The organism is Solitalea longa (assembly GCF_002920915.1).
GTDB lineage: Bacteria > Bacteroidota > Bacteroidia > Sphingobacteriales > Sphingobacteriaceae > Solitalea > Solitalea longa.
Window position 1 is genome coordinate 219,524 of the sequence record NZ_PQVF01000002.1, and the last position, 12,524, is coordinate 232,047.

The 12,524-nt window shown below is 38.4% G+C and carries 9 protein-coding genes and 1 riboswitch; of the genes, 6 read left to right on the forward strand and 3 right to left on the reverse strand.

Translation table 11 applies throughout. The annotated features are described in order from the left end of the window. The first annotated feature begins 35 nt into the window (after nt 1-35). The 3 genes from dnaN (at nt 36) to metX (ending at nt 4,208) form a co-directional block, all read left to right on the forward strand. Entirely contained in the window at nt 36-1,160 is a 1,125-nt protein-coding gene (dnaN, locus tag C3K47_RS03535; protein WP_103787735.1) for a DNA polymerase III subunit beta, read from the forward strand. Between the two features lie 233 nt (nt 1,161-1,393). Then, a riboswitch (SAM riboswitch) is annotated at nt 1,394-1,495 on the forward strand. 230 nt (nt 1,496-1,725) lie between these two features. Then, nucleotides 1,726-3,057, forward strand: a complete 1,332-nt coding sequence (locus C3K47_RS03540; protein ID WP_103787736.1) for an O-acetylhomoserine aminocarboxypropyltransferase/cysteine synthase family protein — start codon at nt 1,726-1,728, stop codon at nt 3,055-3,057. Nucleotides 3,058-3,203: 146 nt separating this feature from the next. Beyond that, nucleotides 3,204-4,208 carry a homoserine O-acetyltransferase MetX gene (gene metX / locus C3K47_RS03545; protein WP_103787737.1) on the forward strand — a complete coding sequence of 335 codons (1,005 nt, stop codon included), beginning with the start codon at nt 3,204-3,206 and terminating at the stop codon, nt 4,206-4,208. A 70-nt stretch (nt 4,209-4,278) separates the two neighbouring features. Here metX and C3K47_RS03550 read toward each other — a convergent pair whose 3' ends face one another. Beyond that, nucleotides 4,279-5,241 carry a zinc dependent phospholipase C family protein gene (locus C3K47_RS03550; protein WP_103787738.1) on the reverse strand — a complete coding sequence of 321 codons (963 nt, stop codon included), beginning with the start codon at nt 5,239-5,241 and terminating at the stop codon, nt 4,279-4,281. Between the two features lie 23 nt (nt 5,242-5,264). Next, nucleotides 5,265-6,551, reverse strand: coding sequence for a YncE family protein (locus tag C3K47_RS03555; RefSeq protein ID WP_103787739.1), 1,287 nt, complete (start codon nt 6,549-6,551; stop codon nt 5,265-5,267). A gap of 292 nt (nt 6,552-6,843) precedes the next feature. Between C3K47_RS03555 and rpsT the strand changes: the two genes are divergently transcribed. The 3 genes from rpsT (at nt 6,844) to C3K47_RS03570 (ending at nt 10,716) form a co-directional block, all read left to right on the forward strand. Further along, nucleotides 6,844-7,098 (forward strand): 30S ribosomal protein S20, encoded by a 255-nt coding sequence (gene rpsT / locus C3K47_RS03560; protein ID WP_103787740.1) that lies wholly within the window; start codon nt 6,844-6,846, stop codon nt 7,096-7,098. A 207-nt stretch (nt 7,099-7,305) separates the two neighbouring features. Beyond that, entirely contained in the window at nt 7,306-8,625 is a 1,320-nt protein-coding gene (locus C3K47_RS03565) for a M16 family metallopeptidase (RefSeq protein WP_103787741.1), read from the forward strand. Between the two features lie 18 nt (nt 8,626-8,643). Beyond that, entirely contained in the window at nt 8,644-10,716 is a 2,073-nt protein-coding gene (locus tag C3K47_RS03570; protein ID WP_103787742.1) for a M16 family metallopeptidase, read from the forward strand. Nucleotides 10,717-10,787: 71 nt separating this feature from the next. Here the strand turns inward: C3K47_RS03570 and glgP are convergent, their stop codons facing one another. Next, complete coding sequence (gene glgP, locus C3K47_RS03575; RefSeq protein ID WP_103787743.1) at nt 10,788-12,443, reverse strand: alpha-glucan family phosphorylase; 1,656 nt, start codon at nt 12,441-12,443, stop codon at nt 10,788-10,790. Nucleotides 12,444-12,524: the final 81 nt, after the last annotated feature.

Sequence of the window (12,524 nt, forward strand, 5' to 3'; positions counted from 1 at the left end):
TACGCATCGGCTTCAACAAAATTAACAATACACACATGAAATTTATTGTTTCAACAAGTACCTTATTAAAACAGTTACAAGCCATTGGTGGCGCACTGAGCAGCAATACGGTGTTACCAATTTTGGAAAACTTTTTATTTGAGATCAACGAAGGTACACTTACCGTTTCGGCTACCGACTTACAAACTTCAATGACTACCAGCTTATTGGTAGAAGCTAAAGAAAACGGCAAAATTGCTATTCCTTCACGCATTTTGCTCGATACACTTAAAACTTTACCTGAGCAGCCTGTAACATTTACAATTGATAAAAATTCCTTTGCAGTAGAGATCAATGCGGGTGATGGTAAATATAAGCTAGCCGGTGAAAACGGTGATGATTTCCCTAAAATTCCGGTTGTTGAAAATGCCAACAGTATTTCTATTACCGCCTCCGTATTAGCCGAAGCGATCAGCAAAACTTTATTCGCTGTTTCAAACGATGAATTACGCCCGGCAATGACAGGCGTATTTTGCCAGCTTTCTCCTGCCAATATCACATTTGTAGCTACAGATGCCCATAAACTGGTTCGTTACCGCCGTTCAGATACCAAAGCTGAATCTGCTTCATCTTTTATTTTACCTAAAAAAGCACTGAACTTATTAAAAAGCTCATTGCCAACAGAAGATGTAGCCGTTCAAATCGACTATAACAACAGTAGCGCATTTTTCCGATTTAACAGCATCAGCCTAATTTGTCGTTTAATTGACGAGCGTTACCCTGATTATGAAGCGGTAATTCCTCAAAACAATCCTAACAAATTAACCATCGACCGTTCACAGTTTTTAAGTTCACTTAAACGTGTGGTTATTTATGCAAATAAAACCACTCACCAAGTTCGCTTGAAAATCTCTGGCAGCGAGTTAAATATTTCTTCGGAAGACTTAGATTTCTCTAACGAGGCTTATGAGCGTTTAACCTGTCAGTACAACGGTGAAGATTTGGAAATTGGCTTCAATGCCCGTTTCTTAATTGAGATGCTAAATAACCTTGATTGCTCAGAAGTAATTCTTGAAATGTCGACTCCTAACCGTGCGGGTATCTTATTCCCTACTAACCAGGAGGAAAACGAGGATGTACTGATGCTGGTAATGCCAGTAATGCTTAATACCTACGCATAAAAAACTGTTAGTCATTAGCAAGTGTTCAATATATTGATTGGATCCAACTACTAATCACTAAATGCTATAAAAAATATAAAAGCTGCTCTGCACCCACTGAGCAGCTTTTTTTTGCCCGCAACAATACTCTACTTAGTCAATAGACTTATTTTAAAATAAATTTGGAATTCTGAATTTTATCAACTTATATTTGGCCATCGAATTACTTCAAAGCTCTTCTGAGCTACTGTAATTCTTTATATAGAAGAGGCGAGAGAACAGGCTTAATGACCCTCTGGCAACCCCCAAAATGGAAAGGTGCCACTTCCTGCCCCGCGAAAGGGGAGCTATAAAAAATTACAGGATATGAAAAAAACACTTCAACATTCAGCACTTACAACTTTCGAAATAAGTTTACAACGTAACGTCTTGTCTGTAGTCGGCAATATGTGTTGTTGTTGTATTTGCTAATACCTCCAAGGTATACTACAACAGGCCAGAGCTTAACGCCGAAGCGCGCTGGTAATTAAAGCTCCAACAGGTCCAATCATTCATTTTTTTCATTAAAAATCTTAACCGCTCACATATGTCAACATCAAATTACCGTTTCGAAACACTGCAATTACATGCAGGACAGGAAGTAGACAGCACCACATTATCACGTGCAGTTCCATTGTATCAAACAACATCATACGTTTTCAAAGATTCGCAACACGCGGCTAATTTGTTTGGATTAAAAGAATTCGGCAATATTTACACCCGCATCATGAACCCTACCACTGATGTATTCGAAAAGCGTGTAGCAGCGCTCGAAGGCGGAGTGGCAGCATTGGCAGTAAGTTCCGGACAAGCTGCTCAGTTCATTGCATTAAACAATATTTTACAAGCCGGAGATAACTTTGTTAGCACTTCGTTTTTATACGGAGGAACTTATAATCAATTTAAAGTAGCATTTAAACGCCTTGGTATTGACGTACGGTTTGCCAAAGGCGATAAGGCTGAAGAGTTTGAAAAACTGATTGACGCCAACACCAAAGCGCTTTACGTTGAAACCATAGGTAATCCGGAATATAACATTCCTGATTTTGAAGCACTATCGGCAGTGGCAAAAAAATATGACATTCCTTTAGTTGTTGACAATACCTTTGGTGCTGGCGGCTATCTTGCCCGACCTATTGAACATGGAGCCAACATTGTAGTTGAATCAGCCACAAAATGGATTGGGGGCCACGGGACCAGTATTGGCGGAGTAATTGTTGATGCCGGAAATTACAACTGGGGCAATGGAAAATTCCCTCAGTTTACTGAACCTTCGGAAGGTTACCATGGCCTGGTATTTTGGGATATTTTTGGTGAAGGTAATCCATTAGGCCTACCCAATATAGCATTTGCTATCCGTGCCAGGGTTGAGGGTTTGCGTGATTTCGGTCCTTCAGTCAGCCCTTTTAATTCTTTCCTATTTATTCAGGGACTGGAGACCTTATCTCTAAGAGTTCAACGCCAGGTAGACAATGCTTTAGCCTTGGCTGAATGGCTTGAGGTACATCCACAGGTTGAATATGTAAGATATCCAGGCTTAAAAAGCAGCGCTTATCATGAGTTGGGTAAGAAGTATTTACGCAATGGCTTCGGAGGTGTGCTATCATTTAAAATCAAGGGCGGTAAAGAGGCTGCTGATGCATTTGTAAACAACCTTAAGTTAATAAGTCACCTGGCAAATGTTGGTGATGGTAAAACATTAATTATTCATCCGGCTACCACTACTCATGAACAGTTAAGTGAGGAAGAACAAATTTTGGCAGGAGTAGAACAAGGTTTGTTACGAATTTCGGCAGGGTTTGAACACATAGATGATATTAAAGAAGATTTACAACAAGCTTTTGCAATTGTAAATAATAAAGAAGCCGCATTGGCATAAACAAAGGGCTTTGGGAGGTTTTGTATTCAACTAATTTGAAATGAATTCAAACTTCTTGAATCTAATTTTTTAAATAGTTTTAAGTTTGCAGCTACATCTGCGGTTTTGCCGCAGATGTTTTCCTGTTTTAGTGAAGCATAGTATTGATGATTCAGCATTTTACGTACAAAGAACCATTTGAATTAGAGTCGGGTGCAGTTTTACCCCAGGTGGAGATCACTTATTTTAGTACCGGAAAGTTAAATCCGGAAAAAAGCAATGTTATTTGGGTTTGCCATGCATTAACAGCCAACGCAGATGTTAGCGACTGGTGGAATGGCATAGTTGGGGAGGGAAAAGTTTTCGACCCTGATCGTCATTTTATTATTTGTGCGAATATCTTAGGATCATGCTACGGCACTACGGGGCCTCTTTCTATTAATCCCGAAACCGGAAATCCCTATTATCACACTTTCCCTCAGGTTACCACTCGCGATATGGTTCGTGTTCATGAACTTTTGAGAAAACACCTTTCCATAGATAAAATCCATACGGTTATTGGTGGCTCTTTGGGTGGTCAGCAGGCAATGGAATGGGCTATTGAACAACCCGATTTAATTGAGAATCTATTCTTAATTGCCACAAATGCTTATCATTCTCCATGGGGAATTGCTTTTAATGAAAGTCAGCGATTGGCTATAGAAGCCGATACCACTTGGAAAAACAGTGACGATAATGCAGGTTTGTCGGGCATGAAAGCCGCACGGTCAATTGCGCTCTTAAGTTATCGTCATTATGACGCGTACAATATCACCCAAAAAGAAACTGACTTAAACAAAGTTGATGATTACAAAGCCAGTTCATACCAAGCCTACCAGGGAGATAAATTAGTGAAACGCTTTAACGCTTTTTCGTATTGGCACCTAAGTAAAGCAATGGATGCTCATAATGTAGGGCGTTGCAGAGGAGGTATTGAAGCTGCTTTATCAAAAATTAAAGCAAGAACATTAGCGGTAGGCATTAGCTCCGATTTATTGTTCCCCACCAATGAGCAGAAGTTTTTGGCTCAAAACATTCAAGGAGCTCAATACATTGAAATTGACTCGTTCTTTGGACATGATGGTTTTCTAATTGAATGGGAACAATTAACCAAGATCATCAAAGAGTTTTAATTTAATAAACCACAGAGTAACACGAAGATTTGATCTTAAAATTACGCTGTGCAACTCTGTGGTTAAAAAATCATTCTTCTTCCCTCGTTTTCAATTTAGTTTTTGAATACTGAAGGCTATCTAATCCTTCGGACGATTCATGTAATCGCCAATTATTTAAATCTGGCTGGCCGGCATTAACCCAGGCGGTATACCAAAAGTTGCCTACGGAGCTGATTGCCGCTTGCATCCTCCGTTCTACCATTCCATTCAATCGTTGGTGATAATTTCGGGCATATTCTTCAGAATAGTCGCTAACTATTGCCCCGTTTTTATTATTCAGACCAAACTTCCGTTCAGCGGCTGTTGTTTTATTAAGTTCTTCTTCGAAACATAGAACCGAATCTACTGCCGAATGGCTTTGAAAAATCAATTTCCAGATATAACTGCTTGTATTGTTTATATAAACCGATCGGCCGGTTAGCTGATCATAATTCTCAGCAAATAACACCGGTAATCGGGTTTCCCAAAACGCATGAATTCCCTTTTGATTGGTTTTCTGTCCGTTATAGTTTGAGGTTGTGTGCAATGGAACAGAAGCATCAGCAAGGTAATGTCCTAAAAAAGCAGAACATCGTAGCACGGCAGCTGAATCTCGATTGGCAAAAGCTCGGGTTAATCGTTTCATAAACTGTTCAATGTTCCATGGCAAAACACCGTTTGCTTCGAGGGTATCAACAGAATAACAAGAAACCGCTTCATTCCACTGCCTTAATTTTGTTTGAGTAAATAATTCGGGATACAGATCAAGATCGATATAATGTTTTGGTGCCTCATTTTTCAATAAGTATCGAAGCTTGTCAGGATCAACAGCATGCTTGGTGATATAGTCGATATTTCGCTTATAAAACCCCAGCATTTCTTCAGGCAATGTAAAAACAGCCATTCGATTTATTTGCATATGAGCCCAGAAACCCCATTTTCTAGACGCTCTTGCTGTTACCAATGGCAACAGAAGAAACATAAAGACAATCGAAACTCTTCGAAAACGCATAGATAGATTTTAGATTACAGATGTTATAAAGCCTTAGCAGATTTAAAGCCAGATTTGGGTTTTGCTTCAGCTATATTTAATTCACCTTGCGTTTTATTGAATATGAATACTTTGATAGTTCCTATAGTATAGTTGCAAACCCATGCTTCCAGCTTATCGTTATCTTCAAAAAGATCAACCCCAACCGGACTCCCACTTGATTTAAGCGAATAAATTTTAGTAAAGCCCTTCTCTCCTATTTTGAAAACCTCAAGCTTATTACCTTTATAACACGTAACAAACAAGAATTTACAATTTTTAGATAGGTCTATTGTTCGCGGATTAGCGTCAGTTTGAGCTGTGAACAATGTTTTACCACTTACCGGATCAACACAGGCAATTTGTGATAACATATTATAGGAAACGAATAATCGGCCCTGGTTATCGGTAACGATGTGTCTTGGATTTGAAGCAACGTTAATGACCGTATCCAGGTCCCAGCTTTTATTGTCAAGCACATTTATTTGTGCGCCACCCATAATGGCGATGTATGACTTTTGGTGAACATCATCAATCACAACTCCCCGTGGTATAGCACCAGTGGAAATATTTTTGATCAAATGGGCATATGGGAAAACCGTAGGATTTATTTCGAGTACACTGGTATTTTTTGAATGCCAGTTACTCACCAAAAGATGCGTACTTTTCTTATCAGCAGCAATAACTTTAGGCGTATTACCTGTCTTAATAAGAGGAACAAAAATGGTATCAGGGCTTGCCCCCGTTTCATAAACAACAAATAACTTTTTAATTAAAGAATCTGGAGCGGAAACTGATTTCATTTTAGAAATATCCTGAAGGAAAATGGGTGTAATCCCTCCGTTATTATGCAACGAAACCCATAAAATACTATCATGATTGCTTATAACAGCTTCAACAGGCTTTTCCTTGTACGAAATGATTTCTTTCCGGTCTTCATAATTCCAGCCTTTGCCAATTGAAGGCTTAAACCTAAACTCTCGCATTAGTTGCTTCGACTCCCGACTATATTCATAAACACTCAGACCTTCTAAGTTTAACGCATACAAACGACTTTGATCAGAATTAAAGAGAACAGACTTTGTTCCTGGAGCTGATTGTAAAACCATAGTTGTATCAAATACCAACTGCGAATAATCTCTTAACGCCAGTTTATCAATATCCACTGAGTCACCCTTTACAACTTTCGAACTCACCTGCCTGTTTTCTAATTGAACAGGCTTGGTTTTCTTGCAGCTAACAATTGCTCCATTTAAAACAAACAGAACAATTAAAGATTTAATGTTTTTCAAATTTCAATAACTAATAAACAATATTAACTATTAATTATAATCAATTCATAACTATCATGTTAAATATCTAATAGAACATTAATAGTTTGTAAAACTGAATTCCCAGACATTTTATGTTAGAGCTGAAAGAAAACGGCCAGCACCAGGTTTTAAACTGCCTTATTTTTATATCTTTGCACCGGCGGAAAGAAACTAAAACCCAATGGCTTAAATTTTAAAATGTAGTTTGCATTTTAAATTATTAGCTCTATATTTGCAGTCCTTTTAGAAAAAGAAAAGAGTTTATAATAACATGGCAAATCATAAATCAGCAATAAAAAGAATACGTGCCAACGCAACTAAACGTTTAAGAAACCGTTATCAGGCAAAAACTACTCGTAATGCTATCAAAAGATTACGTGGTATGAACACTAAAGCAGAAGCTACTGAACTTTACAGAAAAGTTTCTTCAATGTTAGATCGTTTAGCTAAGAAAAACGTAATTCACAAAAACAAAGCAGCTAACAACAAATCAAAGTTGGCTAAATTTGTAAGCAAATTAAGCTAATCAGGTACTTTACCGTACTTAATTAACAATATACGCAAAGCTTAATCCACATCGGATTAAGCTTTTTGTGTTTACATACCACTGAAAACCATCAACATACTCCTACTCCCGTATTTGTAATATTTTACATACTAACAATTTTGTATTCTATTTACCTGTAATCATTTCTAACTTAGTAATGTATTTACTTTAACTTTTACACTTTATATGAAAAAAAAACTAATTGGAGTAGCTTCACTCCTCCTGGGTTTAACAACATCTATCTATGCCCAAAAAGTTGACTTTACCGAGTACAACCTCGATAATGGACTGCATGTTATATTACATAAAGCTAATGCAGCTCCGGTAGTAACCGTATCTGTTATGTACCATGTAGGCTCAAAAAATGAAGTACTTGGCCGCACCGGCTTTGCCCATTTCTTCGAGCATTTATTATTTGAAGGTTCCGATAATTTAAAGCGAGGCGAATTCATGAAGGTTGTTTCTCAGGCAGGGGGACAAAACAACGCCAACACCACTCAAGATCGTACCTACTATTATGAAGTTCTTCCATCTAATGAACTTAAAACCGGTTTATGGCTTGAATCAGAACGCATGTTACACCCGGTAATTAATGAAATTGGTGTGAAAACTCAAAACGAGGTGGTTAAGGAAGAAAAACGTCAGCGTATCGACAATCAACCTTACGGTCGTTTTGCAGAGGAAGTATTTAAACGTTTGTTTACCAAACATCCCTACACATGGCAAACGATCGGATCAATGGCCGATCTGGATGCAGCGAAACTTGACGAATTCAAAGCGTTTTTTAAAAAATACTATGCGCCAAACAATGCCTGTTTAGTGGTTACCGGTGATTTCGATATTGAAAAAACCAAAAACCTGATCAGCGCTTATTTTTCGGCGGTTCCTAAAGGCGAAGAGATTGTTCAACCTAATATTACTGAAACACCAATCACTACAGCAATAATCGACAGTGTTTATGATGCCAATATTCAGCTTCCCGCTGTTATCACATCATACCGGGTGCCAGGCATGAAAAGCAGGGATGCATATGTTTTAAATATGATCTCAACGATCTTATCAAATGGCGGAAGCTCTCGCTTGTATAAAAAAATGGTTGACGATAAAAAAAATGCACTTCAGGTGGGTGCATTTAACTATTCACTCGAAGATTATGGTGCTTACATTACGTATGCCTTACCTAATGGTAACGCAAGTTTAAGTGATCTGGTAAAAGATATTGATGAAGAAGTGGCCAAGATGCAAACAGAGTTAATTTCTGAGCATGATTTCCAAAAACTTCAGAATATCATGGAAAACAATTTTGTGAATGCAAATACAGGAGTGGAAGGAATTGCTAATAATTTGGCAGATGCTTACACTTTTCAGAAAAACACCAATTTGATAAATACCGAGATAGAGATCTATCGTACCCTTACCCGGGAGGAGATGCGTGAAGTGGCGAAAAAATATTTAGGAGCTAATCAGCGAGTGTTATTGTATTATTTACCAAAAAGCAACCAATAATTTAAATCCGAATTTACAATGAATAAGATATATTTAAGTGCAGTAGCTTTTTTGTTAATATGCACCACCACTTTTGCTCAAACTATTGATCGCAGTAAAAAGCCTGCTGCTGGTCCTGCGCCAACTATTCAAATTGGTAAGCCGCAAAGCTTTGTATTAGCTAACGGCATTAAAGTATTGGTGGTTGAAGATCATAAGCTTCCTAAAGTAAGCGCCAGCTTAATGCTCGACCGTGTTCCTCAACTGGAAGGTAAAAAAGCGGGTATTTCAGGTATTTTAAGTGCTATGCTAAATGAAGGCACTACTTCTCGTCCGAAAGCTAAATTTGATGAAGAAGTTGACTTTATAGGAGCTAATGTAAGTGCCAGCTCAGGCGGAGGTTCGGCATCGGCTCTTACCAAATACTTTGATAAAGCTTTTTCATTGATGGCCGACGCCGTTTTACATCCTGCATTTCCGAAAGAATCATTTGATAAGATCAAATCTCAGGCAATTACAGAATTAAAGTCCGATGAAAAAAGCTCCAAAGCAATCTCTTCCCGCGTAGTTGACGCATTAGTTTACGGAACCGATCACCCATATGGCGAGTTTCAAACTGAAGAAAAACTAAACGGAATTACCCTTACTGATGTAAAAACTGATTACAAATCGCAGTTTGTTCCTAATAAAGCTTATTTAGTTTTTGTAGGCGATATAAAGCCTGACGCAGCGAAAAAGTTAGCCACTAAATATTTTGGCTCGTGGGCAAAAGGTACGTTGATTGAAAAACAGGTTAAAAAGCCGGTGAATGTTAAAACTACTGAAATAGATTTAGTTGACGTTCCTAATGCCGTTCAATCGGAAATTACTGTAACCAATGTGGTAGAAAACACCAAAAAAAACCCTGATTACTTCGCTTTAATAGTAGCTAATCAAATTTTGGGCGGTGGCTCTAACGGTTACTTATTTTTGAACCTGCGCGAAAAACGCGCTTTCACCTACGGTTCTTACTCCTCGGTTGAGGCTAACCGCTACGGTGCCCGTTTTGGCGCATCAGCAAGTGTTCGTAATGCTGTTACCGATAGCGCTGTTGTGGAAATATTAAATGAAATTAACCGTTTGGGAACAGAGAAAGCAAGTCCTGAAGCAATACAACTTGTAAAAAACACCTACAACGGAAACTTCGCAATGGATTTGGAAGACAAGTCAAACATTGCAACCTATGCGCTGAACATTCAAACAGAAGGCTTGCCTCAGGATTTTTACCAGACTTTTTTACAGAAGATCAATGCTGTTACTGCCGATGATATTCAACGGGTAACTAAAAAGTATTTCACTGCAGGTCAGGCCCGAATTGTGGTAGTTGGTAAAGCTTCTGAAATTGCCCCTAACCTTGAAAGGTTAGGTTATAAGATCAATTATTTCGACAAATATGCCAACCCCGTTGCTAAACCAGCTAACAAAGTAACGGCCAATGTAAGTCCTCAAACAATTATCGACAATTACATAAAAGCTGTTGGAGGCAAAGACAATATCAAAAACATTACTTCTGTTGCATTCAATACCGAAGCTAACATTCAAGGAATGACCTTAAACGCAATCATTAAACAAATGACTCCTAACAAGGAATCATTAGTGATGAGCTATAATGGAATGACTGTTATGAAATCTGTTTTTGACGGAACTGCCGGATATAGTGAGATGCAAGGACAAAAAGTACCTTTAGGCCCGGAGGATGTGAAGAAAAAACAAGAAGAGCGTAGCCTTTTCCCCGAAATTTATTATGCTGCCGACAAGTTTAACCTTGTAGTTGAAAACACTGAAAAAGTTAATGACAAAGACACTTATAAAGTGAAAATCACTTCTCCTTCAGGAAATATAAGCTATAAGTACTATGATGTTGTATCTGGTTTATTGCTAAAACAAGAATCAACCATTAAGCTTCCAACCGGACAGGAAATGAATCAAATATCCGAATTTTCGGATTATAAACCGGTTAACGGAGTGTTAATGGCTTATACCATTTCAATTACCAGCGGACCTCAACAGTTTGACTTAAAAGTAAAAGATGTAAAAGTAAATACAGATGTTGCGGAATTAGATTTTAAATAATCTGTAACAACTAATAAAAAAACAGCAGTCGTTTCAAATTGAAGCGGCTGCTGTTTTTTTATAATCCGATCTTAAGCCAAATACAATTTCTCATAATATTCGGCTGCCATTCGGTTCGATTCGAAAGCAGGCAATACATCCAACATACTTTGCTTCATCATTTTAACCCAATCACTTGGCCGTTCGTAATACATTGGTATAATTTGATTTTCGAGGATATCAAGCAGGTTATTCATATCCTCATTATCCTGATCATGAATTGGTTTTGATTGATCTGCTAATGGAATTAAAAACGAATTGCTCGTGCTTGCAAATTCAGGTATCCAACCATCTTGGGTGGTAAAGTTAATTGCTCCGTTCATACAGGCGGTCATTCCTGATGTTCCTGATGCCTCCCGAGGAACTCTTGGATTATTTAACCAGATATCTGCTCCATACTTCAGCTTTTTCGATAGTTTCAACTCATAACCAACCAAAACTGCAATGTTTGGATACACTTTCGACAGGTGAACCAAATTGTTAAAGGTGGAAACAGCCCCATAATCCATAGGATAAGGTTTTCCTGCCCAAATAATTTGAACCGGATATTTTTTGTTAGTAATGATCCGTTCAAATCTTTCCCGGTTCTGAGTGATCAGATCGGCTCGTTTATACGACGCAAAGCGCCGGGCCCAAACCAATGTAAGCACATCCGGATTAAACAAATCGCCGGCCTGATCGGCAACCGTTTCGAACAAACGCGCTTTAAGATATTTCTTCCTTTTTACCAGCAATTCGTCCTTATCATTCTTAACATCATCATACATATCCTTATCAGCCCAATACAAATAATTCTGTGAATTGGTGATTGAAATGATCTGACAAAGACCTTCATATTTACTCCACATTGATTTGGCCACCTTACCATGTAATGCCGAAACTCCATTGGCAATCTTTGCAAACCGAAGAGCAACCTGTGAATAATCGAAAATATCGTTATGCATCCCGCTGATAAACCTGATCTCGTCGAAATTGGTTCCGCAGAAGTAGCCCATTTTGTTTAACAGGTAAATATCATGTTTCTCATTGCCGGCTTCTTCTGGAGTATGTGTTGTAAAAACCAAACGCTTTTTAACTTCCGCCAGGTCTTTATATTTATTGTAAAGGTAAAAACTTGCAGCAAGGCCATGCGCTTCGTTCAGGTGATAAATATCCGCCTCATAACCCAGCTCATCCAGCAGCTTGGCTCCTCCTACTCCCAATAAAATAAACTGAGCCACTTTAGCGGCCAAATCTGCATCATACAAATGAAACGACAGGGACCGAGCCAGGTAATCATTCTCAGGCAAATCAGTGGTTAACAGAAATAAAGGAACGGTATTAAATAAAGAGGGCCTCAGATATTTCGCCGTTACCCAAACGGGATGACCATTTACATCTATTGTAAACTTTATACCGGTGTCTTCCAGGTAAGAGTAAGTTTTCTCCTGGAACAAAACGTTCATCGACTGATCCTGCTGACGAATCTGGTCGTAATAGCCATATTTCCAAAGAATACCTATTCCAATAAGATTTTGCTTTAGTTCAAAAGCGCTGCGCATATGCGAACCTGCCAGAAAACCCAAACCTCCTGAATAGATTTTCAGGCTTTGATCAATGGCAAACTCCATACTGAAGTATGCTACCCGTTTATTAAACTTTGGATCATAAGAGTAGGGGTGATTGTATTTCGATTCGAAAAGTGACATAGAGAGCAATTTTTTGTTCCCTTAATATCTGAAAGAAATGCCTTAAAAACAAAAAAGCCCATTATCAATGGGCCTTAAGTA

Excerpts from the sequence above, each read along its gene's own strand:
- dnaN (WP_103787735.1), top strand. The coding sequence starts at position 36 with ATGAAATTTATTGTTTCAACAAGTACCTTATTAAAACAGTTACAAGCC.
- C3K47_RS03540 (WP_103787736.1), top strand. The coding sequence starts at position 1,726 with ATGTCAACATCAAATTACCGTTTCGAAACACTGCAATTACATGCAGGA.
- metX (WP_103787737.1), top strand. The coding sequence starts at position 3,204 with ATGATTCAGCATTTTACGTACAAAGAACCATTTGAATTAGAGTCGGGT.
- C3K47_RS03550 (WP_103787738.1), bottom strand. The coding sequence starts at position 5,241 with ATGCGTTTTCGAAGAGTTTCGATTGTCTTTATGTTTCTTCTGTTGCCA.
- rpsT (WP_103787740.1), top strand. The coding sequence starts at position 6,844 with ATGGCAAATCATAAATCAGCAATAAAAAGAATACGTGCCAACGCAACT.
- C3K47_RS03565 (WP_103787741.1), top strand. The coding sequence starts at position 7,306 with ATGAAAAAAAAACTAATTGGAGTAGCTTCACTCCTCCTGGGTTTAACA.
- C3K47_RS03570 (WP_103787742.1), top strand. The coding sequence starts at position 8,644 with ATGAATAAGATATATTTAAGTGCAGTAGCTTTTTTGTTAATATGCACC.
- glgP (WP_103787743.1), bottom strand. The coding sequence starts at position 12,443 with ATGTCACTTTTCGAATCGAAATACAATCACCCCTACTCTTATGATCCA.